This window comes from Vibrio lentus, assembly GCF_030409755.1.
Classification (GTDB): domain Bacteria; phylum Pseudomonadota; class Gammaproteobacteria; order Enterobacterales; family Vibrionaceae; genus Vibrio; species Vibrio lentus.
Window position 1 is genome coordinate 3,201,495 of record NZ_JAUFQE010000002.1, and the last position, 25,134, is coordinate 3,226,628.

A 25,134-nucleotide genomic window follows, 5' to 3' on the forward strand; every position below is an offset into this window, starting at 1 on the left:
TGCACGGTTTTGCTAGCGACTCGTTTCCTTTTCTCTTTATCAAAGGATCTCTGGTGGCAAGCTCATTAAGCTGACGGGTCGTATTCATGATCCTAAATAGCCTTTATATGCCTATAAGTAAGATGCCTGTTGAGTCGATGCCAAGAGAAAAGCTACTGAGTCGAGGGCCTGACTCTTTAAGTGATGCGGAGTTGTTAGCGATATTTCTTCGAACCGGCACACAAGGGATGAACGTTTTAGAGTTATCTGACAAGTTGATCAAAGATTTTGGTTCGTTGCGCCAACTTTTTTCTGCAACCGAAACCGAGTTCTGTGCTCATAAAGGGATGGGACAGGCCAAATATGTCCAATTACAGGCAGTTTTGGAGATGACGCAACGTTATTTAGCAGAGACTTTATCTCGAGGGGACGCATTAACCAGCCCAAGCCATACCAAGTTGTATCTTTCGAGTATATTGCGCGACCGCCAGCGAGAAGCCTTCTATATATTGTTCCTAGATAATCAAAATAGGGTAATAAAGGATGAAGTTATGTTTGAAGGAACCATTGATGCAGCATCGGTATACCCGAGAGAAGTGGTTAAACGGGCACTCCATCATAATGCAGCCGCATTAATCCTAGCGCACAACCATCCTTCTGGTGTCGCAGAGCCAAGCCAAGCAGATAGGCGAATTACACGTAGATTAACCGATGCATTGTCGCTAGTAGACATCCGAATTCTCGACCATTTTGTCGTTGGAGATGGCGAAGTTATCTCTTTTGCAGAGCGTGGATGGATTTGAATCACATTTTAGGTTGTTAGTTGCGTTAAATCTGCTATCATTCCGCCCACATTTTAGAACCTTAAATCAGCTCTGATTACTCAAATAGCTGCCCTGTTCAAAAAAAGATCACGAAATCCTTAAAAAGGATCTGTTCGGGTCTTGAGCAATGCATGTCAAGTTAGTATAATACGCGACCTTTGATAGCCTTGAATGGATTTTCCATTATGGTTTTTACCTCTATTTTCAGAATTGATAGAGAGGTTCGGCCACCAAGGTTGATATCGAGCTGAAACGATTTGGAGAGACATTCATGTCCCGAGTATGTCAAGTAACTGGTAAGCGTCCAGTAACGGGTAACAACCGTTCACACGCACGCAATGCTACCAAGCGTCGTTTTCTGCCGAACCTACAAACTCACCGTTTCTGGGTAGAGAGCGAAAAACGTTTTGTTAAACTACGTCTAACTGCTAAAGGCATGCGTATTATTGATAAGAAAGGCATCGATGCTGTTCTTGTTGATATCCGTGCACGTGGCGAAAACGTTTAAGAGGAATTAAGCAATGGCTAAAGGCATTCGTGAGAAAATCCGTCTAGTATCTTCTGCTGGAACTGGTCACTTCTACACAACTGACAAGAACAAGCGTAACATGCCAGGCAAATTTGAGATCAAAAAGTTTGATCCAGTAGTTCGCCAGCACGTTATGTACAAAGAAGCTAAAATCAAGTAATTGATAGCCCCTTTGTCTCTTCTTTTATAGAAGAATAAATTAAAAACCCAGCTTATAGCTGGGTTTTTTTATGCCAAAAATTTAGGAAGCCCCAGTATTTTGAGAAGCTTAAGCTTTTTCGAGAAGACTCAGTGTTTTTGATAGACGTAAGTTTCATTGGCTCAATTTGGCACCTACTGCACAGACGTTACACTTGCCGATGGGCTTATGTGATAGAAAACCGCGCAACATAGAAAGTATCGCCTTTTTCACGATATACTGAACACTCAATAGGTTAGATGAGCAGAATCAGATGAGATATCGTGGACGTCGATGGAACAACATACTCATGTTAAGCGTAATCGCTTTTATTGGGGTGCTAAACCTTCCAACATTGATCAAAACGTACCTTATCGAACCTGAGCCTGAACTTCAGACAAGCAGCCCTTATCCTTACCTCTTAAACCCAACAGCAAAACTTCAAGCCTTACACTTCGCTAAGTGGTCGGTAGTACAAGAAGACGGTCATTGGGTTTATCAAATGAAAGAGTTTGCATCAGAGCAAAGTGTGAGTGCCCAAGAGTTATCGCAACGCTGGCAACAGCTAGTAGGCACGGAAGTCGACGCTAAAACTTATACCGACCTGACTCCCCAGCTTAATACGCCGCACACCATTGAAGTTTGGTATCAAGACCAAGAAGAGCCCCAGCGTATTACCTATTATCAACTTGCTGAGTTTTGGTTGCTAAAAAACTGGAATGATCAGTGGCTGGCGGTGTCTATTGAAGAGAGCTACTTGTTTCCAAGCTTGGGCTCAGAAGATGCATTTAAGTCAGACAAGCCATCTATATCAGACAAACCACCTAAATCGGACGACTAACTATGCCTGAATTACCCGAAGTTGAAGTAAGCCGCATGGGGATCTCGCCTCATTTAGTTGGCGAAACCATTAAAACCCTTACTTTTCGCACGCCTAAGCTACGTTGGGATATCCCACAAGAGCTTAAGCGATTAGAAGGGCAGGTGATTCGCTCTATTTCACGCCGAGCTAAGTACCTATTGATAGAAACCGATACCGGAACAGCCATTGTTCACCTTGGGATGTCTGGCTCACTGCGCGTGTTAGACGCAGATTTCCCGCCAGCAAAACACGATCACGTGGATCTTAAGTTAACCAATGGCAAGATATTGCGTTACAACGATCCGCGTCGCTTTGGTGCGTGGTTATGGTCGGCGCCTAATGAAATACATACAGTATTACTGGGTTCTGGTCCTGAGCCACTAACTGACGACTTCAACGCAGATTACATTGCTGAGAAAGCAGAAAAGCGTAAGGTTGCCGTCAAACAGTTCATTATGGACAACAAAGTAGTGGTCGGTGTGGGTAATATCTACGCCAATGAAGCGTTGTTTTCTTCACGAATTCATCCACTTCGCCCAGCAAGCAAAGTGACAAAAGAAGAGTGGGTCTTGTTAACCAAAGAGATCAAACAAGTACTCGCTACCGCCATCAAACAAGGCGGAACCACACTCAAAGACTTCGCCCAAGCGGATGGTAAGCCCGGATACTTCGCTCAAGAACTGCAAGTTTATGGGAAAGCCGGTGAAGAGTGCCCGAGTTGTGGTGAGAAACTTGAAGAGCAAAAAATCGGACAAAGGAATACGTTTTTTTGCTCTCAATGTCAGGTATAGAAAAACTGAACCTATGTTCACTTTTTTAAGCTAGTAGATATGCGGTCTAGTAGCTACAATTGCAATAATTATATGAATTGAGAATAGTAGAATGAAATATTTAGTAACTGGCGTTGCTGGCTTTATTGGCTCTGCGGTTTCAGAGCGACTATGTGCGGCAGGACATGAAGTTATCGGGATTGATAACTTAAATGACTACTACGAAGTCTCTTTAAAGCATGACCGTCTGAAACGTATCGAGCATGAAAACCTGACTTTTATCGAGCTGGATCTTGCTGATAGAGAAGGCATGGCGAAGCTGTTTGCTGAGCAAAAGTTTGACCGTGTCATTCATTTAGCAGCGCAGGCTGGCGTTCGTTACTCAATTGATAACCCAATGGCGTATGCCGATAGCAATCTTGTCGGTCACTTAGCTATTCTTGAGGGTTGTCGCCATAACAAGGTTGAACACCTCGTTTATGCATCATCAAGCTCTGTTTATGGCTTGAATCAAAAAATGCCATTCCATACAGCAGACAGTGTTGATCACCCGATCTCACTATACGCTGCGACCAAGAAGTCGAATGAGTTGATGGCGCATACCTATTCTCATTTATATGACGTACCAACGACCGGTCTACGTTTCTTTACGGTTTACGGCCCTTGGAGTCGCCCTGATATGGCAATGTTCAAGTTTGCGAACTTAATCGTAGCAGGCAAAGAAATCGACATTTATAACAACGGCGACATGATGCGCGACTTCACTTATATCGATGATATTGTTGAAGGTATTATTCGTGTTCAAGATCGTATTCCAGCTAAGCAGCCAGATTGGACTGTGGAGCAAGGCTCACCAGCAACCAGTTCAGCACCATATCGCGTATTTAACATTGGTCATGGTAGTCCGGTTAAATTAATGGACTACATTGAAGCATTAGAAGGTGCTTTAGGTATTGAAGCGAAAAAGAACTTCATGCCAATGCAGCCAGGTGATGTGTACGCGACTTACGCTGATACTGACGATCTGTTTGAAGCGGTTGGCTACAAGCCTCAAGTTAAGATCCAAGAGGGAGCGAAAGCTTTCGCAGATTGGTATCGTAGTTATTATCAAATTAGAGTGATTGATTAAAATATGAAAATCGTAGAGTCAATAGAGAGCTTTGATACAGACCACAAAGGGCGCTCCTTCATGTCCCTTTGGCTTCTAGCATTAAAGCAATGCTGTAGGCGCGGTTATGTGCTTTTTAAAGGTGTTGATGGTAATGATATATCTATTAAAAAGTTAACCTCTAAATCAAAGATATTGCTCGATATAAGGAAGCGTTCAAAAGGTAATAAAGTAATCTTTGAAGCAGGTTTTTCTGGAAGAGTAGATATAAAAATATCGGGTAACAATAATACACTCTATGTTGGCAAGAACACTATCTTAGATAACGTGAAGGTGGAAATCTTATCCAATAATGCGGTTATGGCCATCGGTGAGGACGTTACTATGGGGAAAGGGCGTTTAAATATTTCTGATGCGTCCGGACAGTTCTCTTCGATTGTTAGTGGCAAGGCTGACGTTCGTTCGGAAAACATGCCCAAGTCTGAGAGAATCAATTTGACCATCGGAGATGGTTCAATGATTGCTGAAGGTGTTACGATGATGACCGCTGATGGTCATCCAATTTTAAATTCTGACGGCATTAAAATCAGTAGCTATGGTGATATCAGATTGGGTAAGCACGTCTGGGTCGGTTCTAATGCAACGATATTGAAAGGTGTAACTGTAGGTCGTGGTTCGGTGATTGGTTTAAATAGTGTTGTGACGAAGCCAATACCTGACAATACGATAGCAGTTGGTATCCCTTGTAAGCCAATTAAGCAAGATTTTGGCTTTTGGGCAAGAAGTGTCTCTACTTCGAATATAGAAATTGCAAAGCAGAGACTCGATATTAGTTGATGTTTCGATGTGCCATGAGTAAAGCAACTTTGGGTGGCACAAACTGACTGATATCCCCACCGTGGATCGCGACTTCACGAACAATAGTTGAAGAGAGAAAAGCATACTCTTCTGAAGGGGTTAGAAATACGCTTTCAAGGCCGGGTAGGAGTTTGCGATACATGCTAGTTAGTCCAAACTCGTACTCGAAATCCATTGTTGTTCTCAGGCCACGCACCAACACGTTAGCTTTCTGTTGCTTCGCAAAATCGACCAGCAACCCAGAAAATCCTTTAACAGACACGTTAGATAAGTGAGACACGGCATCATGCAACAACTCTACTCGTTCATCTAATTCAAACATGGTCTTTTTACTTGGGCTCGCCGCTACTCCTACAGTGATGTGGTCAAACATGCTTGCAGCACGGACGATAATATCGAGGTGCCCATTGGTGACCGGATCGAAAGTTCCTGGGTAGATAACGTGTGTGGTCATATTAGCTGTCCTTGCTTAGTGTTTTAATGGAGCTTAAGGCTTTGTCGAGTTTCTGCTTTACCATCTCGATGGTGATGTCCTTCATCAGATCATCGCCTTTTGCGCGAGTTCCCCATGGAAGGTCTTCGACTGGCTTACCTTGTTGAGCTTCTACATGCTGTTGATAAACACTCACTACGATATCGATATCGTTGTAAGGGCCTGTTCTACGAGGGTCGCTGTGTGCGTACAAGCCGATTACAGGCGTTGACTGCGTAGTTGCCAAGTGGGCTGGGCCAGTATCAGGTGCCAATACCACCGTTGCATGTTTCAGTACGGCAGTCAGTTGCTTCAAGTTCGTTTTGCCAATCAAGTTGGTTACTGGCGACTGGCATAATTTTTCGATGTCGCTACCTAGGTTAACTTCTCTTGGTGCCGGAGAACCACATAACACCACTTGCATGCCTTGTTCGACAGCATAATCAGCAATAGCTGCATATCGCTCAGTTAACCAATTGCGTGAATCTTTGCTTGCAGCTGGGGAGATAACCAAGGTTGGCTTATCTACCATGGTGCTAATTGCTAGTTGTTCGTCTTCCGGCGTTAAAGGGATATCCCATTGAGGCTTATCGAAGGGTACACCAATGTAGCGAGCGAATTCGGCAAAGTTATCCAATACATGAAACTTGTCTGAAATAGGCAGATGGCGATTAGTAAAGAGTGATTGCATTTCACGAGTACGGTTTTTTCCAAATCCCACTTTGCACTTCGCCTTTATCCCCCATGATAGTAAGCTGGCTCTGAGTGCGGCTTGCATATGCAGAAGAGCATCAAATTTACGATCAGATAGCTGACGCCATAATTCACGCATTCCTTTGAAGCCTTGTTTCTTATCGAAAACAATAACCTCAATACCGGGTAGATCGCCGATCAGCATGGCTTCTATTTTGCCCGTTATCCAAGTGATTTTCGTTTCAGGCCACTGCTTCTGTATGGCTTGAACCACAGAAATAGCATGGCAAACATCGCCAATCGCGGAGAGGCGAAGTATGCAAAGAGATTGAGGTGCAGTTGAGAACAGTGACATAAAGTGCCCGAAAAAAGTGAATAACATCAGAATTATGCAGATACTCGCATTAGTTGTAAAATAGCAATGACGAAAAGCGACCCAAAGGCCTCATAGATGGAAACGATTAACGCTAAGAACCAAACAATTTGGTATGACCCTGAACTTCTGGCTCAAGTGCCGGAGGATGAAATGGTTCAGATCTTTGAGGCACAATACTGGCAGCAACAAGACGCCATTTCAGGCAGTGCTCAAGGACGTGGTACCACATGGTTCATTCAGCTTGATGGAATACAGGCCGCATTGCGCCATTATCGCCGTGGCGGATTGTTTGGGAAGCTAGTCGAAGATCAATATCGTTTTTCTGATTGGGAGAGTACACGCTGTGCGATGGAGCTTAATGTTCTCAAGGCATTGGCAAACGCAGGCGTGAATGTACCGAAGCCCATTGCTGCTAGAGCCATTAAAAGCGGACTACTTTATCGAGCGGACTTAATGTCTGAACGAATTCCCAATGCCAAAGATCTGGTTGATGTCTTGGTCAATGGCCCGATAGATGCGGATATTTATCGTCGAATTGGCCAAGAGGTACGCAAGATGCATGATGCTGGGGTTAATCATACCGATCTCAACATTCATAATATCCTGCTTGATGATTCGCAAAATGTTTGGATTATTGACTTTGATAAGTGTGGTCAGCAAGCGGGTGATGACTGGAAAGAAGGTAACTTGAATCGCTTAAAGCGCTCGTTCCTAAAAGAAGTGAACAAGCGCCAGATTGAATGGCAAGAGTCGGATTGGGAGCCGATGTTAAAGGGCTACCAAGGCTAATTTGGTCAAATAGTTGTTAGCTAAGAATGTATTCCAAGGTTTTATCCAACGCCCCTCGGTTCTGTTCAACTACTTGATAAGCCGCTAAGCCTTTATCTTTACGTAATTTAGGTTGGGTGAATAGCTCTCTGAGTTGGCTTGCAATGTCACTGCTATCTTGACAAATAACCACGGCATTGGCCTCCAGTAGCTTGTCTGTGATCTCGCTGAAGTTAAAATAGCTAGGGCCATTGAGTAAAGGTAACTGCAGGGCCGCCGGCTCTAGAAGATTGTGGCCACCTACCTTATCGCCCACAAGACTTCCTCCCATAAAGCACACATCAGATCCGCCGAGTAATACCAACATTTCTCCCATCGTATCCGCAATATATACTTCAACATCAGAGGTGATTGGTTGTTGACTCGTTCGAGTGAGGGTGTTGAATTCGTGTTGTCTAGCCAGTTCCGTCACTTGGTTAAATCGTTCTGGGTGACGAGGCACAATCATCAGCAAGGTATTAGGATTATCTTTAAGGAGCTGTTTATGAGCGTCTAAGACAATTTCATCTTCGCCTTGATGAGTGCTGGCTGCTATCCACACACAACGTTCAAAGCCAATTTGTTCACGTAACGCTTTGCCTTTTGATACTTGTTCAGCTGAAACTTCAATATCAAACTTGATCGACCCAGTCACATGCACAGATGCTTTATCTAACCCTAATCGTATAAAACGCTCAGCATCACTTGGGTATTGGCAAAGTACTTGAGAGAGATTTTTGGCTAAGAGGTCAAAAACGGCTTGGAATTTAGCATAACGCTGGCACGAGCGTTCAGATAGGCGAGCGTTAAGTACCGAAATTGGGATCCCAGCTTTTGCGACGCAGTGCAGTGTGTTTGGCCATAACTCGGTTTCCATGATTAACATCTGTTTAGGCTGAACAGTCTTCAAAAAACCTCTAATACACCAAGAAAAATCAATCGGCATGTAGCGATGCTCGACTAAATCACCGAGTTTTTCTATCTGCTCTGCACCCGTGCTGGTCGTTGTGGTAACGATTATGGCTTGGTTTGGATTTCGTCGTTTCAGTTGCTTGATGATCGGTACGGCGGCAATAGATTCACCCACCGAGACTGCGTGAATCCAGATAGGATTTTCACCTTGAGTCTTTGGTGTGATGCCGAAATGTTCTTTCCAACGCTGACCAAAACTTGGCTTTCCGGGTTTGCTCTTATAAAGCCCATACAGCAGTAGCGGAGAAGCCAATGACAATATGAGAGTATAGATAAGTCGTATAAGCATAAGAACAGTGACACCAGAAGGTAAAATCAATATTCAGAAGAGTATTTTCTTCAATCTCGAAAGTAAAGAGCGTTATAATTAAATGCTTAGTTGCGCTTTCAAACGGACATGGTGAATTTTATCTCATCGCTTATGCAAACCGATCAAACCTATCGTTTCTTGCTCTATGTCGAGCAAAATTATTCATTTGCTATTCTTCGCCCATTCTATGATTACGCGAAGCAACTCGGTCATGAGGTTAAGTGGCTGCTTGTTGGTGACGACGCTTCTGAACATCTATTACTGGATCAAGAGCAGAGCGTCTCTTTGACAGAAGCTGTTGCCTTTAATCCTTCAGCTGTTCTAGTGCCCGGCGATCGTGTTCCAGCGTTTATTCCAGGGTTGAAGGTGCAAGTGTTTCACGGTTTGAATGAGAGCAAACGAGGGAACTTATACCCTGAGCGTGGTCTATTTGATTTGTATTGCACTGAAGGCCATGAAAGAACGAGCTCATTGGAACCACTAGCTAAGCAGCGCGGCTATTTTCAAGTAAAAGAGACCGGGTGGCTGAAGCTCGATAGCTTGTTTAATTATCAAGCTAGTGAGAATCGTCATGAGAGACCTCAAATTCTGTTCGCTTCCACTTTTTCGCCAAGCTTATCGTGTGCAGAGTTGGTTTATGAAGAGCTTAAGCGCCTCAGTCAACTGAGCCAGTGGCAATGGTTAGTGACTCTTCATCCGAAAATGAATCAAGAGACACGAACGAAATATCAAGCATTGGAAGGGGATAACCTTCTCTTTTTCGATAATGACCGAGTGATTGAAATGCAACATCGAGCTGATGTTATGGTGTGTGACAACTCATCGATATTTCAGGAATTCTTGCTGCTCAATAAGCCTGTTGTCACGGTAAATAATCGAGACCCTCAAGCAAGTTTTATTAATATTGCTCAGGCTGAACAGTTAGAATCAGCTATTGAGCAAGCAATGCTAGCTGATGGAGCTAGAGATAACGCTATCGCTAATTACGGCCCGTCAATTACTCCATATCTAGATGGGCAATCGTCGGCTAGGGTCCTGAACGCTATTACCGATGTGTTGGAAAGCGGCTGGCAAGATAACAAGCCAAAAAATTGGATTCGTAACTTTAAAATCCGTAAATCATTAAACTATTGGAAATTCTAGGGCTGAATAATGAAAATCTTAGTTTGTGCATCGTATCTACATGCTTGGAATAGTATTCGCCCTGAAGCGGAAATATTTGTAGAACTTGCAAATCAAGGTCACTCCGTGACTGTGATGACCCAAGGGGAGTCTGAGTACGTCGACAGGCTTCGAAAAAGTGGTATCAAGGTTATCGATTGCTACCCCAAAAGAAAGATTTGCTTTGATACGATTAAGAGAATTAGAAGCGAACTAAAGAGTGGGGCATATGACATATGTTACGCCTTTAACTCAAAGACTATACCTAATGCCGCATTTGCATGTATTGGTCTCAAGGTGAAGCTGATTGCGTACCGAGGAACAACTGGCGGCTTGTATAGACATGATCCAAGTGCTTATCTGACGCAACTGCACCCTCGCGTAGATGGCGTAGTCTGTGTGTCGGAGGCTGTTCGACAGGATGTCATCAAGCGAGTTTGGAAAAACAAAGATAATGTTGTGACTATTTATAAAGGCCATCAATTAGAGTGGTATCAAGTCGACCCAACTTCTAGGGAGTCGCTTGAGTTGAATCAGACAGATGTTGTTGCCTTTTGTGCTGCACACGTTCGCCCTAGTAAGGGTATTTCTACCCTCCTCGAGGCGACTAAGTATATTACAACCCCCAATTTTCACCTAGTGCTTGCAGGCAGTGGCTATGAGCCTCACTTTGATGAGATGAAAAATAGCCCGATCTCAGATAGAATTCACTATATTGGTCATCGAAAAGACATTCCGTCATTAATGGCCATGGCTGATATTCAGGTACAGCCATCCGTTAGTGGGGAGGGGCTGCCTCGTACAATTATTGAAGCGATGGCTAATGGAACAGCATCAGTTGTTACCACTACAGGCGGAGCACCAGAGCTTGTCGATGATGGAAAAACAGGTTTTATTGTTCCCACTGCTGATGCTCAGGCGCTAGGTGAAGCGATTAATAAAATCGCTCAGGATAAACAACAATGCTCAGATATGGGGCTTGCTGCTAAAGAGAGACTAGCACGCTACTTTAGCTCTAAAGTGACAGTGGCTGAACACTTAAAGTATTTTGAACGTTTACTAGGCCATTCAAACTAGCTCAATGAAAAAGGTATATTGATTCAATGAGAACATTATCAGCGTTAATTATTTGTAAAAACGAAGAAGACCGCATTCGACCTTGTTTCGAATCGCTAAAAGGTTTTGCTGATGAAATAATTGTTTATGATTCTGGTAGTACGGACAAAACAGTTGAAATAGCACGAGAATACACAGATAAAATCTGGGTTACAGAAGATTGGCCTGGAGATGGTTATCAAAAAGCTAGGGCTTTTGAGCAGGCTACGTGTGATTGGGCTTTAATAATCGATGCTGATGAGTACTTAGATGAAGAGATGAAATCAGAGATAACGCATCAATTAAGTGATCCCAAACTAGAAGAAGTTGCTTTTAAACTCCCTTGGGGCAATCTGATTCTAGGGAAACAAATGCGCTTTGGTCGATCGTCTAGAGCTCCTAAACGTCTTTTTAAGTGTGATGGAGCTTCGATCACTAAAGTGGTTGTGCATGCCAATGTAGAAACTGAAGGGAAGGTATCTACACTGAAAAAAGGCTTTTTGATGCATAACTCGTTACGCGGCTTTGATCATTTGATGGAGAAAAGTCGAGTATATGGTTGGGAAACTACGAAAAAATATTACAGTAAAGGTAAGCCAAGTTTAGGGATTCCCATCGCTATTGTACGATCAGTTTGGACATTTTTCCTAATTTATATTATCCGATTAGGATTTTTAGACGGTAGTCGTGGTCTATTGATGGCAATGAACTTTGCCCAATCGTCATTTAACAAATATGCGGGCCTGTGGTACTTAGAGCAAGAAGCTAAGCTTAAAGAAACCAGAAAATAAATGAATATCTACCTTTGCTCTACACTGCGACATTTTTTGTTTGCAACACTAAAATCTTTGAGTGTTCGGGATGAATTGAGTCATATTATTGTTATTACAGATCAACAAGGACTTGACCCGAATCGCTTCGAATTATCTGTTTTGCCAAGCACTATTTCTGTGAAGTTTGTAGAACGAAAACAAATTTTGGATAATGTGTATGGTGGGAAGTTAGGTTTTGTTCATAAGTTATTCGCCACTGCAAATATATCGAGTAAGTTTTTCCAAGAGAGAACATTAAAGAAACTTGATGAATGTGACTTGTTGAGTTCAGAATATGGTTTAAAGGGCACCACTTTATATTTGTTTAATGACCGTAACAGGTTAGCTAGGCTCATGCGCCTAGCCTTTATTGAGTACGAAGTCATCGAAGATGGGTTGTCTAATTATACAGGTTCAGAACTGAGCCTTGCAGAGCGGTATGTCTTAAGTAAAAAAGGCCGTCGCTTTATTGGTGATGATAAACGTTGTAGTGCTATTCATTTGCTGACTCCTAAGCTAGCTGCTAGCCAGCTTGCCCCCAAAGTTAAGCCAATAAATTTCATTAGCTACATCAATGTGAATTCATTTATTTACCCGTTATTTAAAGTGGATAAATCTAAGGTTTCTATTCCTGAGGTCATAATAGCTACACAGCCTATATCTATCGGTAACATGATTGAGTCTGAGTGTGATATTGCTGTTTTTCAAAAGATAGTCGATTATCTTAAATTTAAAGATTATTCATACGCCTTCAAAGTTCACCCACGTGAAAATGAAATGAAATACAGGATAGAATTTCCAGATACAGACTTTATTGAAAGTAAAATACCATTAGAGTTACTAGCTTTCTCTTCATGTGAATCTCCAATAGTACTATCAATATACTCTAGCGCAGGTATGGGCTTTGAGGAACATTGTCGTAGAGCCACTTTAATCAAAGATGAGGAGGCAGAGTATCAAGCTGATATTTATGCTCAATGGCAAAAAGATCTTATAGATGTAGATAAAAGATTAGAGAGAATATTATGATTAAGAAAATGGTTTTTGTAATATCAGCACTAAGAGGTGGTGGGGCAGAGAAATTTGTTCTAAATCTCTATAAAGCTATGGAGAAATATCAAGGATATGAGTGCCATATTGTTTCAATTGAAAAAGCTGTAGATCATAAAATTTCAGGATATCGAGTACATTTTGTAAGTGATTTTTGTAATGTATCTAAAAAAGGTATACGCCGCCTTTGGTACAAGAAAAATGTAGCTAGTGCTATTGATAAGTTTGTGAAAGATAACATTAGTAAAGATGCATTGATATTATCTAATATGCTGCTTGCTGATAAAATAATGTCTGAAAGTAAGCTTAAAACTTTTCATGTTATCCATAGTCCATATAATGATGTATTTCTTCATGGAGTTTCGAAAATTAAGAAAGCACTAATTAAGAGAAAGGTGAATGGTTGGTATCAGAACCACCCTTTAATTTTTGTTTCTGAACATGCAAAAGATAGTTTTGATTTGTCATTTAACATATGTAAAGAAAGTTATGTCATACATAATCCAGTTAATGTGGTTATTGATAGTTCAGATAATTTAGATATTACTGATGATTATATTATTCATGTTGGGAGGTTTAATCGAGAGAAAAGACATGATCGATTAATTGAGATATTTAGCAAGATAAAAGATACTAAAGTCAAGTTATTGTTGATTGGTGATGGTAAATTAAAATCGGCGATAGAGGCTGATGTAGAAAGAAGAGGTCTAAAAGATAGAGTTGTTTTTTACGGTTTTAAATGTAACCCTTATCAATATATTAGAAAATCAAAAGGCCTTTTACTCACGTCTGATTTCGAAGGACTATCGATGGTTCTTTTGGAGGCGATAAGTCTTGGGGTTCCTGTATTATCAACAGATTGTAGTCAAGCCATTAGAAATGTTGTAATTGATAATGAATCTAGCTTAGTTCCGCTTGATGATACGAATTTGTTCGCTAAAAAAGTTGATGAGTTATTGATTTCACCAGAAAGATTTATTTCTAAAGAAAATGAAATATTTCATCCTAAATTTGTAGCTCAACAATATCATAGTTTGTTCAAGCGCCAATAAGTTTCTGTTTTGTAGAAGGTTACTTGTTTCTAAACTGTATATGTATTTCAATTGTTATTTCCCCACTTCGATTGGAGCACGTAGCTGAAAATAATTCAGTATTAGAAATGGGAATAAGAAAAAGCTCTGATTCATAGGTACTTCTGTTAATGAGCATATTGTTACGCTCATTGCCAAAGAAGTGATTATTATTCGACTTTCTTTACTAATGAAGTTTCTTTTTTTCCAGCATTGGTATAAAGGAAAGTAAATCGTAAGAAGACACAAAATCAAACCTATTATTCCGCTTCTTACAGCTTTGTCTATATATTGATTGTGAAAATGACTAGGTGAAAAACTTGCGATTGTTTTAAAGAAAGAATCTCTCTTGCTGATTTTATTTAACTCATTCTTAAATTTATTACCTACACCAAAAAAAGGTTTTTCCGCTATAATATATGGAGCTGACATCCACATTTGTAAACGAAGACCTATTGAGGTTTTGTAATTACCAGTACTTAGCGTGGTTATTTCATTTCTAGTTGACTCTATTCGTTCAATTAAAGGCTTATGAGTGAAAGTCGTAATGGCTAAGATGAATGTTATTATTAGTAGAAATGTTTTTCTGATGTTTTTTTGTGTCAATGTCGTCATTGCGATCAATAGTAACGATGTAATTAAAAGTGAAAGAATTGGTCCCCTAGACTCTGTTAGGAAAATCGATATAGTAAATAAAAAATAGGAAAAAATATAAATGTAACGTTTGGTTTTTAGGCCATAATATAAACTGTATGAAGCAAAAAGACATAATGACATTGAGTAAGTTATTGGGTTAAAAGGCCATGTCGCTCTATCGATGTTTAAAAAGTATTTTGAATAAATTACAAATAAAAAAGAGGCAATAGAAGCGATAACTATCAATGCGGGGAATGAAGATACGGTTATTTTATCTTTTGGAAAAAAAAGGAAAAACAAGCAACAGGCGATGAGAGTTCTTATTTCACCAGAACCGTAACCAATAGTTTTGTATAATACTGAACCATATAATGTTGATAGTATTAAAATAACTATATATGGGTCTTTAATATTTTCTCTTATGGCGTGTGTCTTATATTTGAAAATGCAAGAAATAATCGAAATTAAGAATAAAGAAATAACAGCCTTATCCCAGCCAAAATAAAATAAACCAACACTAAAGATGCTAAAAATAGGTAGATAAATGAGAAATGTGAAAAAGTTATCTGAGGTAGAGTTGGTCATTTTAGATCTTATAAGGGTTTATATTGCTGTCCGGACGAGTCTTAAGCAGCCTTAAGATCCACATATATTGCTCAGGCTTTTTGCTTACGTAGTCTTCAATGCATTGATTCATCATACGCGCGTCCTCCTCTTCACTGCCTGTTGGGAAAGGTAGGGCAGGATAAAAATCCAACGTGTATTGACCAGTATTACTATCGTATTGAGCAAACAAGGGCACAATTTTAGCTTTGCTTAGTTTTGATAGGCGACCAAGGCCTGAGATAGTTGCTTTTTGAGTCGCGAAAAAGTCAACGAAGACACTGTGCTCACGGCCAAGATCTTCATCAGGGAGATAGTAACCCAGGTACCCATCACGCACTGACTTGATGAAAGGTTTGATACCACCACTGCGATCATAAACACGACCACCATATTGCACGCGCTGTCGGTGCATCAACCAGTCACTGAGTTTGTTTTTCTGAGCTTTCGCCATCGCAGATACCGGAAGGTCACGTGATGCTAATAATACCGCTGGGATATCGATAGCCCATGTGTGTGGTACCAGCAAGATCACATTCTCGCCGCTGTCCGTAATATCGGTTAGGTTACTCAGGCCGTTTATCGAAGTGTTGTTCTCTAGCCAAGTTTTACTCTTGAGTGTCAGTGAAGCAAATCCCATCAAAAATGAGATGGAAGTAACGTATGACTGATAGAGAGTTTCTTCGCGCTGTTCTACAGACTGTTCCGGGAAACACATCTCAAGGTTTACGCGAGCTCGGCGGTTAGCCTTATTCTTGATTTTTACAGCTTGTTTAGCCATAAACTTAGCGAGTGCTAAACGAATGCTATTAGGTAAGAAGCAGACTAAAGACGATAACAGAACAGCAATCCAAGTGCCCCAGTATTTAGGTGCTAGAAATCCCCATTCAAACTCAGGATTGTAAGCTTTTGGATCAAAATCATTACGTTGTGTGGTCATTCGTTCACTACATTATTTAAATCAGAGAGTTAACTTTATATCGGTCACTCAGGGAATGATTATGTTTACTAGATTCTCCAATAATTCCCCCTAAAAGTAGGGGCACTATTAGTCTTAATCTGAAATATAAAGCTTACAACTATGCGTTTACGAGCTTCATGTACTCAGCGACACCATCTGCCACTGTTCTAAACTCGATATCGCAACCAGTACTGCGAAGTTTCGTTAAGTCAGCTTGAGTGAATTCTTGGTAAGCGCCTTTCAAATGCTCAGGGAAAGGAATCGTTTCGATTTCTCCTTTACCATGGTGCTTGATTACGGCTTTTGCGACTTCTTCAAAAGACTCTGCGTTGCCTGTACCTAGGTTGAAAATACCTGAAACACCGTTTTCTAGGAACCATAGGTTTACTGCTGCTACATCACCGACATACACAAAATCACGCTTGAAGGTTTCGCTGCCTGCGAACAACTTAGGGTTTTCACCGGCATTCATTTGGTTGTTTAAGTGAAATGCTACTGAGGCCATGCTGCCTTTGTGTTGCTCGCGTGGACCATAAACATTGAAGTAACGGAAGCCAACGATTTGTGGAAGCGTTTCGTTATGCGCTACGGCATCCGCGGTTAGGCGACGAACGTAGTTATCAAACTGCTGTTTTGAGTAGCCGTAGATATTTAATGCACCTTCATATTCTCGCTCTTCAATGAAAGTATCGGTTTCACCATAAGTCGCAGCTGAAGAGGCATACAAGAAAGGAATTTCACGCTCAACACAGTAATGAAGTAGCTCTTTTGAGTATTCATAGTTGTTGAGCATCATGTATTTGCCATCCCACTCAGTGGTAGCAGAGCATGCTCCTTCATGGAAAACAGCTTCAATATGACCAAAATCATCACCGGCCATAACTTGAGTTAGGAAGTCATCACGATCCATGTAATCCGTAATGTCTAGGTCTACAAGGTTCTTAAATTTCTTACCATCTTTTAAGTTGTCGACGACCAGGATATCGTTGTGGCCCGCTTCATTTAGCGCCTTAACAATATTGCTGCCAATCATGCCAGCACCACCCGTTACGATAATCATAATTTCTAACTCTTTTGAATACAAAACTGTCACGAGTATAGCAAGGAATGGATAAAGCGGGCTAGTGGAATAATTCCCCAACCAGAGTATGATACGGCAAGCTAAGTTATAAATTATGTTGAGTTAATGACTCAAAACTATAGGTATTATCATGAAGATTGCAGTAGCCGGTACTGGGTATGTGGGTCTATCAAACGCAATGCTGTTAGCACAACATCATGAAGTAGTCGCGGTAGATATCATTGATGAAAAAGTGACAATGCTGAATAATAAGCAGTCACCGATTGTAGATAATGAGATTGAGCACTTTCTATCAAATAAGACTCTGAATTTCAGGGCGACAACAGATAAGTCGGCTTACAAAGATGCTGAGTTTGTCATTATTGCTACTCCAACTGATTATGATCCAAAAAACAATTATTTTGATACCAGCTCTGTAGAATCGGTCATTAAAGACGTCATGGATATCAATCCAAATGCCGTCATGGTGATCAAATCAACGGTGCCTGTTGGTTATACTGAGCGCGTTAAGCAAGAGCTGAACTGTGAAAACGTTATGTTCTCACCAGAGTTTTTACGTGAAGGTAAGGCTCTGTACGATAACCTACACCCATCACGAATTATCGTAGGTGAGTGTTCTGAGCGAGCTAAAGTGTTTGCTAATCTCCTAGTTGAAGGCGCTGAAAAAGAAAATATAGATGTGCTATTTACTCACTCAACAGAAGCAGAAGCAGTAAAGTTATTCTCAAATACTTATCTAGCGATGCGAGTTTCTTATTTCAATGAGCTTGATTCTTACGCCGAAGCGCACGGCTTGGATTCTCGTCAGATCATCGAAGGCGTTGGTTTAGACCCTCGTATTGGTAATCACTATAACAACCCTTCATTTGGTTACGGTGGTTACTGCTTACCTAAAGACACCAAACAGCTGTTAGCTAACTATCAAGATGTACCAAACAACATTGTTGGTGCTATTGTCGATGCTAACCGCACTCGTAAGGACTTCATTGCGGATTCAATTATTAAGCGCTCGCCTAAAATTGTAGGTATTTATCGTTTGATCATGAAGGCCGGGTCGGACAACTTCCGTGCGTCGTCGATTCAAGGGATTATGAAGCGCTTGAAAGCTAAAGGTATTGAAGTGGTCGTATTCGAACCTGTGTTAGAGGAAGAGCATTTCTTTAACTCGAAGGTTTATTCTGACCTAGAAGAATTCAAAGCCGTATCAGATGTGATTGTTTCTAACAGAATGGTAGAAGAGATCGCAGACGTTGCAGATAAGGTGTACACGCGAGACCTCTTTGGCAGTGATTGATCTAGTTTTATTTTAGCTAATGCTAATTAGACCAGATGTTAACAGCTCGATCTATCCGTTTAGTGGCGATATACTGAACCACTAAACGGATAGGGATACTAATAACTAATGAAAACACGTGACAAGATTGTTTACGCTGCTCTAGAGCTTTTTAATGAGCACGGTGAGCGCAGTATTACGACCAATCATATTGCCGAGCATATCGAGATTAGCCCTGGTAACCTCTACTATCACTTCCGTAACAAACAAGAAATTGTCCGTGACATCTTTACTCTCTATTCAACAGAGTTGCTTGAAAGGTTCACGCCGATTCAAGGCCAACAAGAAAGCCTGACGCTACTAAAGACCTACTTAGATTCTATCTTCACACTGATGTGGAAGTACCGATTCTTCTATGCGAATCTGCCTGAAATATTGTCACGCGATGAAAAACTGCACCTTGATTACATGGCTGTGCAAGAAAGATTGCAAACGAACCTTGTTGATATCATGAGAGCCTTTGTTGAGTTGAACTTGCTAAAAGCAACGGATGCGGAAATGAAGTCGATGGTTACTTCCCTTCACTTGATCGCATCGGGTTGGTTAGCTTATCAGTCTGCGATGTCTCCAAAAGCCCAAATTACAGAGCAAGTGGTACATCAAGGGATGCTACAGATGATAGCGACTGTGAAGCCTATTGCGACTGCCCAAGGTTTTGAGCAGCTGACATTATTGGAAGATGGTGTGAGAGCGTTGAACTCTAAGTAGAAAGAGACGAGTAAACGAAAAGCAGGATATAGCGGCGACTAGGCTAGCGTTTTTCATGCAACGTTTTACTCTAACGTTGCATCTGCTTTTAAGCTCTTCGCATTTCGTTTACTCGAATCCCTCATCTGCCCTTATCTGACTAACCAACTCTTTGGATTCTGAGCTTGGCTGTTTCTGCGAATCTCAAAATACAGTGATGGGCGCGTTTGGCCGCCAGTGTCACCAGCAAGCGCGATGGCTTCACCTGCTTTAACCTTATCACCTTCCTTCTTCAATAGTGCTTGGTTAAAGCCATAGAGCGTCATGTCGCCTTTGCCGTGGTCAAGTAGTACCACTAATCCATAACCTCGTAAGTACTCGGCAAAAACTACCGTTCCTGAGTAAACCGATTTTACCTGCTGACCGTACTTAGCGTTGATCACCATGCCTTTCCAGTTAATTTGGCCCGTTTGGCGTGAGCCGTAGTTATGCAGAACTTTGTCTTTGATTGGCCAAGGCAGCTTGCCTTTGCGCTTGGCTAACCCATCCATAGGGACGGCATTACGTCTTTCTCGAGCCGCTTTCTCTGCTTTCGCTATTTCAGCTTTTAGGCGAGTTTCATTGCGTTGAAGCTCCGCCAAGTAATTCTTATCACCCGAGATGTTTTTCTTGATGCTGCCAACGGTTTTCTTACGCTGCGTTTGAGTCTGAGATAACTTATCGCGCTTGGTGGTTTGCTGTTTTAGCAGGGTCGTAATTTGTTCCTGCTCGAGTTGACGCTGTTTATGGCTCTCTTCTAATTCAAGTTGTGTCTGTTCAATCGTTTTGATTGTTGCGGAGCGAGCTTTGGCAAGGTGTTGGTAGTAGTGACTGATACGATCTTCTTCCACACCTGTATTGAGGATGTGAGAAGACGCTTTAGCTCGACTTGTCATGTAGTAAGTCTGAATCAGTTGTTCTAATTTGTCGGTGTGGACTTTTTTCTGAGCAGTAAGCGCTTTAATCTTGGTGTCTAAGTTGGCAATATTTGCATTGGCCGTATTGAGTTGCTTTTTACTGTCTAGAATCGCTTTTTCAAGCGAAGCGATGGATAGCTCTTGTTTCTTGAGGTTTGCTTGTAAGCTGTCGAGTTTTTTCTGCTGTGAGGACAGGTTTTTTTGTTGGCGAGATATTTCGCTCGATACGCCTCTCAGTTCCCCCTGAGAGGCGGCAAATGACGATGTAGATAAAAGAGCAGCACAAAGGCTGGTAGATATCAGAAGAGTCCGGCTAATGGCTCGAATTTGTTTCATCATTATCGTCATTTAGTTGTATTCATCTGCTCTTAATTTTTCGAATTTCGCTGAATCGAATCCCGCATCTGCTTTTAAGCTCTTCGCATCTCGATACTCGTATCCCGTTACTGCTGTTTTATATCCCATCACCATGGATGAAGTTTTGCGAGCGACCATTGAACCCTTGGTCCATATCTAAAGATGGTTTGTCTGTTTTCGGTTTTCCCACAATTTTTGCAGGAACGCCAGCGACTGTTGTGTGAGGGGGTACGGCTTGTAGCACAACAGAGCAAGAACCGATCTTAGCGCCTTCGCCCACTTCGATGTTGCCAAGGATTTTAGCGCCAGCACCAATCATTACGCCTTCGCGGATCTTAGGATGACGATCGCCGCCTTCTTTACCGGTACCACCAAGGGTCACGTCTTGAAGGATAGATACATCATTTTCAACGACGGCTGTTTCACCGATCACAATGCCTGTTGCGTGGTCGAGCATGATTGCTTTGCCGATGCGTGCTGCTGGGTGAATATCAACTTGGCAAGCAACCGAGATTTGGTTTTGTAGGTAAGTGGCAAGTGCAATACGACCTTGTTTCCACAGCCAATTAGCCACTCGGTAGCCTTGTAGAGCATGGTAGCCTTTCAGATAAAGCAGAGGCATCGAGTACATCTCGACCGCAGGATCTCGATTTACCGTCGCGCAAATATCACAAGCGGCCGCATCGATAATAGATTGATCTTGCTTAAATGCTTGTTCAACCACTTCACGCACTGCCATTGCAGGCATTGAAGCCGTCTTTAGCTTGTTTGCTAGGATGTAGCTAAGGGCTGCGCCTAAACTTTCATGGTTGATAATGGTGGCATGATAAAAACTCGCAAGCATAGGTTCTTGCTCCGACTGCTGTCGAGCTTCCTTCACAATGCATTGCCAAACTTTTTGTTGTTCACAGTGTTTCATTTTACCATCCATTATTTTTAAGGGGCAGATGCGAGTGAGCTTAGAAGAACAGATTAGAGTCGCGAGATGCGAGTAACGAAAAGCATATCCGTCGAACTTTGAATGTGCTCTTAATCTTTCGTATCTCGTTTATCCGAATCTCTCTACTGTTCTTGCGTTACCCATATCCCGTATCTGCTCTTATTATCTTTCTGACTTTTTGTCTCGAGCAAGTAAGTCTTGTGCTGCTAAGTGTGCATCTTTCCCTTGATACAGCACTTGATAAATTTGTTCAACAATTGGCATCTCGACGCCCATGCGTTCTGATAATAACCAAACTTCTTTGGTGTTGCGATAACCTTCAACGACTTGGCCAATTTCTTCTTGTGCGGTATCTACATCTTTGCCTGCGCCAAGCGCCAAACCAAAGCGACGGTTACGTGATTGGTTATCAGTACACGTTAGTACTAGGTCGCCTAATCCAGCCATACCCATGAAGGTTTCTGGTTGCGCGCCAAGAGCAGCACCTAATCGGCTCATTTCAGCCAAGCCGCGAGTGATAAGTGCGGTACGAGCATTAGCACCAAAGCCAATACCATCCGACATGCCTGCGCCAATTGCGATAACATTCTTCACTGCGCCGCCAAGCTGCATACCAATGAAATCTGAGTTTGCATACACGCGGAATGTTTTACCGCAGTGGATTTTTTCTTGAAGCTCTTCTAGGAAAACTTCATCAGGTGAAGCTACAGAGATAGCCGTTGGCATGCCCATCGCTAACTCTTTGGCGAAGGTCGGCCCTGATAGAACCGCTAACGAGTACCCATCACCAAGCACATCGTGCGCGACATCTTTAAGCAGGCGACCTGTTTCTGGCTCTAGGCCTTTGGTCGCCCAACAGATGCGAGAGTCTGAGGCTAAGTAAGGTTTAACGCTGTTAAGCACGACGCCGAATACGTGGCTCGGTACAACAAGCAAAAGGTCTCGGCTTGAAGTTATTGCTTTTTCTAAGTCAGATTCAATGATCAGACTTTCTGGGAATTCTATATTTGGTAGAAACTCGTTGTTCGCACGCTCTGATTCAAGGCGATTCATATGAACAGGATCATGTCCCCAAAGAACAACATTGGCACCGTTACGCGCTAGAGATATCGCTAAAGATGTCCCGTAAGAGCCTGCGCCAATTACAGTCATAGTGATCTCTTTGCCGTAAGCGCTGTCTTTACCGTAAGCATCTGTCGTGTTCGTCGGGCGAGTTGTTTCTGTCATGCTTCCACCTAAAAATAATGAGGGAAATCGAAGAGTTCTGAAAAAGCTATCCACTAAAATAGGAAGAGCTTTCAATCTTAGTACAGTGTAAAGAAAAAATGCACATCGCAGAAGTTACGATGTGCATTTAAAAGCTAACTAGCGCTTGAAACGTTAGAGTTAAGTTCTACTTTGAGACTTAAGCCTGTTCGCCTTCAGCTTGTTGAGCTTGGTTTTGTAGGTAGTTCATGAACAAAGCATCGAAGTTTACTGGAGCTAGGTTCAGTTGTGGGAACGTACCTTTAACTACTAGGCTAGAAATTGTTTCACGAGCGTATGGGAACAGGATGTTCGGGCAGAATGCGCCTAGGCAATGAGCCAGTTGACCAGCTTCCATTTCGCTTGCAGAGAAGATGCCGCCTTGTTGAACTTCACAAAGGAATGCAGTGTCTTCTGCGTTCTTAACCGTAACCGTTAGACGTAGGATTACTTCGTAAACGCCTTCGCCAAGTTCACGGCTTTGAGTGTCTAGGTCCAGTTTTACATCTGGGTTCCACTCTTTCTGAAACATGTCTGGAGAGTTTGGCGCTTCGAAAGATACGTCTTTTAGGAAGATCCGTTGGATTGCGAAGTTTTGTTGTGCGTCTTGTTGTGCTGCTTCAGCCATTTTCTTGTCCTTAAAAATTTATAATTAGGTTTTGTTCGCCATATCTGCCGGACAAAACCTTAAAGTCATATTCGTGTAATCAGGTCAGTCTGCTTCTTGTCTTTAATGGTTTGTTACCTTTAACGACTTCTTACCTTTAACCTATTTTTTACCTTTAACCAAAGGTAGGTTAGCTTCGTTCCAAGCTACTAAGCCGCTTTTCAGTATGCTTACGTTTTCGAAACCTGCTTTAACCAGCAAGTTCGCGCTTTCTTGAGCTGTTTGACCTGTCTTGCATACTACGATGATTGGGTCTGCTTTGTGGCTTTCAAGGCTACCAAAGCTATTTGCTTTGATATCTGATGGCAAAATGTGAACTGCGTCCGTAATATGACCCTTTTTGAACTCATCTTTAGTACGAATATCAACCACAACACCGTTTTCACGGTTAATCATGTGTGTGGTTTGCGCTGCCGTGATCTCTTTGTAGGCTGCGTTTGATGTCTTGATAACGTTCGCAATGATGGCAACAACCAAGCCGATCCATACGATGGCTAAAATCATATTCTCTTGAACAAATGGAACTAACTCTTGCATATCTTGAACTCTTATTCGTTATTGGGCGAAAATTTATAGGCAAAGAGTATAGCGAGAAAGGGTCGGAGAATACAGAGGAAGGCGTTGTGGAACTCAGTGTTACCTCTCTTTCTTAGTACATCGCGTCTCGTTCACTCGAATCCCACATTCACACTTCAAATTATTCAACAATCCTAGCTTTTGGTTCTCCCCCTTAAACACCGGACTATAGTGAGTGGTGATGTCAATAAAAGGGGGAGTTAGAGGGGGTTGCTAGCGATGCTTAACCAACCCTTCCCAGCCTCCCCTTATATTGATATTTTTTGCCAAGTAACAGTCGTGATAAAAGGGAGGAGCTAAAAGCACCGCTCGTATCTGCTTCTAGCTCTTCGCATCCCGTTTACTTGTATCTTATCTCTTCACCTAATAGTAAAAAATAACGGCGTCATTCCCTACAGTGAGGCTCGAGCGTGATAGGGAATCTCTTTTCGTCGTGAGTACCAAACATGTAAATTGGACGTGACATTGAGATTCCAGATATTTCGTCCCTCAATTCTGGAATGACGGAGTTTAATAGAGGGGCGAATCCCGCTTACCCGTTACTCGTATCTGCTCTTGAACACCCGCATCTACTTCTTCACCACGCCACCCGTTAAATACAATCCAATCGCTGCTAACACTGGATAACCAAACGCTTCATTGGTCATTTCCCCCCAAGGGTTTCCAATCGTAGCCGTGCATGCAGCCCAAAATCACCATCACATGCAGTGCCACATAAGGAATGGTGAACAACAACACGATGTAGCGCTGTACCAACTTAAAAGGTTCATACGCTTTAAGCAATGCCAGCTTGTGCTTCGCTTTTTCTTCATCAGTAAAAAACATCGCATCTCCTGTGTTGGTGATTGCATCTAACGCTTTGCTAATGGAAGACTGGCTCCCAAATATTCTTCCGAACAATGTCATACTGCTCCTTGGTTTATTGATTGGCTTGGGCCGCATGTATACTTTGACTGTATAACTTTCTGATTCGACAACCTTAGCGAGACCTCTCCTCCGCCATTTGTGCGTTGAATTAGATTCCCTATCACGTTCGTCCCTCACTGTAGGGAATGACGACTTTTTGATTTAATTAATACCCTCTAGCAGCATCGTTTAACTTACCCATACCACCATATTGTCATTCCAGAACTGAGGAACGAAGTATCTGGAATCTGCTTTTAGTC

26 protein-coding genes and 1 pseudogene are annotated in these 25,134 nt (G+C 42.0%); 15 read left to right on the plus strand and 12 right to left on the minus strand.

Annotation, left to right across the window (positions count from 1 at the left end; genetic code table 11):
- The first annotated feature begins 107 nt into the window (after window positions 1–107).
- From radC to QWZ07_RS22990, 7 genes are all read left to right on the plus strand, one after another.
- On the plus strand, window positions 108–782 hold the full coding sequence (gene radC / locus QWZ07_RS22960; RefSeq protein ID WP_192853267.1) for a RadC family protein: 675 nt from the start codon (window positions 108–110) through the stop codon (window positions 780–782).
- Window positions 783–1,074: 292 nt separating this feature from the next.
- Window positions 1,075–1,311 carry a 50S ribosomal protein L28 gene (rpmB, locus tag QWZ07_RS22965; RefSeq protein ID WP_004728407.1) on the plus strand — a complete coding sequence of 79 codons (237 nt, stop codon included), beginning with the start codon at window positions 1,075–1,077 and terminating at the stop codon, window positions 1,309–1,311.
- Between the two features lie 13 nt (window positions 1,312–1,324).
- A complete protein-coding gene (gene rpmG / locus QWZ07_RS22970) occupies window positions 1,325–1,492 on the plus strand; it encodes a 50S ribosomal protein L33 (RefSeq protein WP_002535344.1) in 168 nt (55 codons plus the stop codon).
- A 292-nt stretch (window positions 1,493–1,784) separates the two neighbouring features.
- A complete protein-coding gene (locus tag QWZ07_RS22975) occupies window positions 1,785–2,351 on the plus strand; it encodes a hypothetical protein (RefSeq protein WP_192853268.1) in 567 nt (188 codons plus the stop codon).
- 2 nt (window positions 2,352–2,353) lie between these two features.
- Window positions 2,354–3,163, plus strand: coding sequence for a bifunctional DNA-formamidopyrimidine glycosylase/DNA-(apurinic or apyrimidinic site) lyase (mutM, locus tag QWZ07_RS22980; RefSeq protein ID WP_192853269.1), 810 nt, complete (start codon window positions 2,354–2,356; stop codon window positions 3,161–3,163).
- Window positions 3,164–3,254: 91 nt separating this feature from the next.
- On the plus strand, window positions 3,255–4,271 hold the full coding sequence (locus QWZ07_RS22985; RefSeq protein ID WP_192853270.1) for an NAD-dependent epimerase: 1,017 nt from the start codon (window positions 3,255–3,257) through the stop codon (window positions 4,269–4,271).
- Between the two features lie 3 nt (window positions 4,272–4,274).
- Complete coding sequence (locus QWZ07_RS22990; RefSeq protein WP_102352407.1) at window positions 4,275–5,087, plus strand: acyltransferase; 813 nt, start codon at window positions 4,275–4,277, stop codon at window positions 5,085–5,087.
- On the opposite strand, the gene coaD is transcribed toward QWZ07_RS22990, so the two are convergent.
- Both coaD and QWZ07_RS23000 read right to left on the minus strand, forming a co-directional pair.
- Window positions 5,080–5,562 (minus strand): pantetheine-phosphate adenylyltransferase, encoded by a 483-nt coding sequence (coaD, locus tag QWZ07_RS22995; protein WP_192853271.1) that lies wholly within the window; start codon window positions 5,560–5,562, stop codon window positions 5,080–5,082. The two genes, QWZ07_RS22990 and coaD, sit on opposite strands and share 8 nt — an antisense overlap.
- Before the next feature lies 1 nt (window position 5,563).
- Window positions 5,564–6,628: a glycosyltransferase family 9 protein gene (locus tag QWZ07_RS23000; RefSeq protein ID WP_192853272.1), complete on the minus strand. Its 1,065-nt coding sequence runs from the start codon at window positions 6,626–6,628 to the stop codon at window positions 5,564–5,566.
- A gap of 96 nt (window positions 6,629–6,724) precedes the next feature.
- Here QWZ07_RS23000 and QWZ07_RS23005 point away from each other — a divergent pair, with 96 nt between their 5' ends.
- Window positions 6,725–7,438 carry a 3-deoxy-D-manno-octulosonic acid kinase gene (locus tag QWZ07_RS23005; protein WP_192853273.1) on the plus strand — a complete coding sequence of 238 codons (714 nt, stop codon included), beginning with the start codon at window positions 6,725–6,727 and terminating at the stop codon, window positions 7,436–7,438.
- 16 nt (window positions 7,439–7,454) lie between these two features.
- Here the strand turns inward: QWZ07_RS23005 and waaA are convergent, their stop codons facing one another.
- Window positions 7,455–8,717 (minus strand): lipid IV(A) 3-deoxy-D-manno-octulosonic acid transferase, encoded by a 1,263-nt coding sequence (waaA, locus tag QWZ07_RS23010; protein WP_192853274.1) that lies wholly within the window; start codon window positions 8,715–8,717, stop codon window positions 7,455–7,457.
- Between the two features lie 132 nt (window positions 8,718–8,849).
- On the opposite strand from waaA, the gene QWZ07_RS23015 reads away from it, so the two are divergent.
- The 5 genes from QWZ07_RS23015 to QWZ07_RS23035 are packed head-to-tail and all read left to right on the plus strand — an operon-like array spanning window position 8,850 to window position 13,908.
- A complete protein-coding gene (locus QWZ07_RS23015) occupies window positions 8,850–9,881 on the plus strand; it encodes a UDP-N-acetylglucosamine 2-epimerase (protein ID WP_192853320.1) in 1,032 nt (343 codons plus the stop codon).
- A 9-nt stretch (window positions 9,882–9,890) separates the two neighbouring features.
- Entirely contained in the window at window positions 9,891–10,976 is a 1,086-nt protein-coding gene (locus tag QWZ07_RS23020; protein ID WP_192853275.1) for a glycosyltransferase family 4 protein, read from the plus strand.
- Between the two features lie 26 nt (window positions 10,977–11,002).
- Window positions 11,003–11,785, plus strand: coding sequence for a glycosyltransferase family 2 protein (locus QWZ07_RS23025; protein WP_192853276.1), 783 nt, complete (start codon window positions 11,003–11,005; stop codon window positions 11,783–11,785).
- Window positions 11,786–12,835, plus strand: coding sequence for a glycosyltransferase family 52 (locus tag QWZ07_RS23030; RefSeq protein ID WP_192853277.1), 1,050 nt, complete (start codon window positions 11,786–11,788; stop codon window positions 12,833–12,835).
- The gene (locus QWZ07_RS23035) at window positions 12,832–13,908 is read left to right on the plus strand and encodes a glycosyltransferase (RefSeq protein WP_192853278.1); all 1,077 of its coding nucleotides are present in this window, start codon (window positions 12,832–12,834) and stop codon (window positions 13,906–13,908) included. The genes QWZ07_RS23030 and QWZ07_RS23035 overlap by 4 nt, the downstream gene beginning before the upstream one ends.
- 54 nt (window positions 13,909–13,962) lie before the next feature.
- Here the strand turns inward: QWZ07_RS23035 and QWZ07_RS23040 are convergent, their stop codons facing one another.
- The 3 genes from QWZ07_RS23040 to rfaD form a co-directional block, all read right to left on the minus strand.
- Window positions 13,963–15,147: an O-antigen ligase family protein gene (locus tag QWZ07_RS23040; protein WP_192853279.1), complete on the minus strand. Its 1,185-nt coding sequence runs from the start codon at window positions 15,145–15,147 to the stop codon at window positions 13,963–13,965.
- Window position 15,148: 1 nt separating this feature from the next.
- A complete protein-coding gene (gene lpxM, locus QWZ07_RS23045; protein ID WP_192853280.1) occupies window positions 15,149–16,105 on the minus strand; it encodes a lauroyl-Kdo(2)-lipid IV(A) myristoyltransferase in 957 nt (318 codons plus the stop codon).
- Window positions 16,106–16,244: 139 nt separating this feature from the next.
- Window positions 16,245–17,186, minus strand: coding sequence for an ADP-glyceromanno-heptose 6-epimerase (gene rfaD / locus QWZ07_RS23050; protein ID WP_192853281.1), 942 nt, complete (start codon window positions 17,184–17,186; stop codon window positions 16,245–16,247).
- 151 nt (window positions 17,187–17,337) lie between these two features.
- On the opposite strand from rfaD, the gene QWZ07_RS23055 reads away from it, so the two are divergent.
- Complete coding sequence (locus tag QWZ07_RS23055; protein ID WP_192853282.1) at window positions 17,338–18,501, plus strand: nucleotide sugar dehydrogenase; 1,164 nt, start codon at window positions 17,338–17,340, stop codon at window positions 18,499–18,501.
- 108 nt (window positions 18,502–18,609) lie between these two features.
- Window positions 18,610–19,248, plus strand: a complete 639-nt coding sequence (locus QWZ07_RS23060) for a TetR/AcrR family transcriptional regulator (protein ID WP_065106098.1) — start codon at window positions 18,610–18,612, stop codon at window positions 19,246–19,248.
- Window positions 19,249–19,379: 131 nt separating this feature from the next.
- Here the strand turns inward: QWZ07_RS23060 and QWZ07_RS23065 are convergent, their stop codons facing one another.
- The 6 genes and pseudogenes from QWZ07_RS23065 to QWZ07_RS23090 form a co-directional block, all read right to left on the minus strand.
- The gene (locus QWZ07_RS23065) at window positions 19,380–20,531 is read right to left on the minus strand and encodes a murein hydrolase activator EnvC family protein (RefSeq protein WP_192853283.1); all 1,152 of its coding nucleotides are present in this window, start codon (window positions 20,529–20,531) and stop codon (window positions 19,380–19,382) included.
- A gap of 106 nt (window positions 20,532–20,637) precedes the next feature.
- Window positions 20,638–21,459 (minus strand): serine O-acetyltransferase, encoded by an 822-nt coding sequence (gene cysE, locus QWZ07_RS23070; protein ID WP_009847961.1) that lies wholly within the window; start codon window positions 21,457–21,459, stop codon window positions 20,638–20,640.
- A 183-nt stretch (window positions 21,460–21,642) separates the two neighbouring features.
- Complete coding sequence (gpsA, locus tag QWZ07_RS23075; RefSeq protein ID WP_192853284.1) at window positions 21,643–22,707, minus strand: NAD(P)H-dependent glycerol-3-phosphate dehydrogenase; 1,065 nt, start codon at window positions 22,705–22,707, stop codon at window positions 21,643–21,645.
- Between the two features lie 178 nt (window positions 22,708–22,885).
- Complete coding sequence (secB, locus tag QWZ07_RS23080; protein WP_009847959.1) at window positions 22,886–23,353, minus strand: protein-export chaperone SecB; 468 nt, start codon at window positions 23,351–23,353, stop codon at window positions 22,886–22,888.
- A gap of 141 nt (window positions 23,354–23,494) precedes the next feature.
- Entirely contained in the window at window positions 23,495–23,929 is a 435-nt protein-coding gene (locus QWZ07_RS23085) for a rhodanese-like domain-containing protein (RefSeq protein WP_192853285.1), read from the minus strand.
- A gap of 608 nt (window positions 23,930–24,537) precedes the next feature.
- Window positions 24,538–24,874 (minus strand): annotated as a pseudogene (locus QWZ07_RS23090) (hypothetical protein).
- Window positions 24,875–25,134: the final 260 nt, after the last annotated feature.

Coding starts and splice junctions, on each gene's coding strand:
- QWZ07_RS23060 (WP_065106098.1), top strand. CDS start 18,610: ATGAAAACACGTGACAAGATTGTTTACGCTGCTCTAGAGCTTTTTAAT.
- QWZ07_RS23015 (WP_192853320.1), top strand. CDS start 8,850: ATGCAAACCGATCAAACCTATCGTTTCTTGCTCTATGTCGAGCAAAAT.
- secB (WP_009847959.1), bottom strand. CDS start 23,353: ATGGCTGAAGCAGCACAACAAGACGCACAACAAAACTTCGCAATCCAA.
- QWZ07_RS22990 (WP_102352407.1), top strand. CDS start 4,275: ATGAAAATCGTAGAGTCAATAGAGAGCTTTGATACAGACCACAAAGGG.
- rpmB (WP_004728407.1), top strand. CDS start 1,075: ATGTCCCGAGTATGTCAAGTAACTGGTAAGCGTCCAGTAACGGGTAAC.
- QWZ07_RS23055 (WP_192853282.1), top strand. CDS start 17,338: ATGAAGATTGCAGTAGCCGGTACTGGGTATGTGGGTCTATCAAACGCA.
- lpxM (WP_192853280.1), bottom strand. CDS start 16,105: ATGACCACACAACGTAATGATTTTGATCCAAAAGCTTACAATCCTGAG.
- radC (WP_192853267.1), top strand. CDS start 108: ATGCCTATAAGTAAGATGCCTGTTGAGTCGATGCCAAGAGAAAAGCTA.
- gpsA (WP_192853284.1), bottom strand. CDS start 22,707: ATGACAGAAACAACTCGCCCGACGAACACGACAGATGCTTACGGTAAA.
- QWZ07_RS23040 (WP_192853279.1), bottom strand. CDS start 15,147: ATGACCAACTCTACCTCAGATAACTTTTTCACATTTCTCATTTATCTA.
- mutM (WP_192853269.1), top strand. CDS start 2,354: ATGCCTGAATTACCCGAAGTTGAAGTAAGCCGCATGGGGATCTCGCCT.
- QWZ07_RS22975 (WP_192853268.1), top strand. CDS start 1,785: ATGAGATATCGTGGACGTCGATGGAACAACATACTCATGTTAAGCGTA.
- QWZ07_RS23035 (WP_192853278.1), top strand. CDS start 12,832: ATGATTAAGAAAATGGTTTTTGTAATATCAGCACTAAGAGGTGGTGGG.
- QWZ07_RS22985 (WP_192853270.1), top strand. CDS start 3,255: ATGAAATATTTAGTAACTGGCGTTGCTGGCTTTATTGGCTCTGCGGTT.
- QWZ07_RS23085 (WP_192853285.1), bottom strand. CDS start 23,929: ATGCAAGAGTTAGTTCCATTTGTTCAAGAGAATATGATTTTAGCCATC.
- waaA (WP_192853274.1), bottom strand. CDS start 8,717: ATGCTTATACGACTTATCTATACTCTCATATTGTCATTGGCTTCTCCG.
- QWZ07_RS23020 (WP_192853275.1), top strand. CDS start 9,891: ATGAAAATCTTAGTTTGTGCATCGTATCTACATGCTTGGAATAGTATT.
- rpmG (WP_002535344.1), top strand. CDS start 1,325: ATGGCTAAAGGCATTCGTGAGAAAATCCGTCTAGTATCTTCTGCTGGA.
- rfaD (WP_192853281.1), bottom strand. CDS start 17,186: ATGATTATCGTAACGGGTGGTGCTGGCATGATTGGCAGCAATATTGTT.
- QWZ07_RS23000 (WP_192853272.1), bottom strand. CDS start 6,628: ATGTCACTGTTCTCAACTGCACCTCAATCTCTTTGCATACTTCGCCTC.
- QWZ07_RS23030 (WP_192853277.1), top strand. CDS start 11,786: ATGAATATCTACCTTTGCTCTACACTGCGACATTTTTTGTTTGCAACA.
- QWZ07_RS23005 (WP_192853273.1), top strand. CDS start 6,725: ATGGAAACGATTAACGCTAAGAACCAAACAATTTGGTATGACCCTGAA.
- QWZ07_RS23025 (WP_192853276.1), top strand. CDS start 11,003: ATGAGAACATTATCAGCGTTAATTATTTGTAAAAACGAAGAAGACCGC.
- QWZ07_RS23065 (WP_192853283.1), bottom strand. CDS start 20,531: ATGACGATAATGATGAAACAAATTCGAGCCATTAGCCGGACTCTTCTG.
- cysE (WP_009847961.1), bottom strand. CDS start 21,459: ATGAAACACTGTGAACAACAAAAAGTTTGGCAATGCATTGTGAAGGAA.
- coaD (WP_192853271.1), bottom strand. CDS start 5,562: ATGACCACACACGTTATCTACCCAGGAACTTTCGATCCGGTCACCAAT.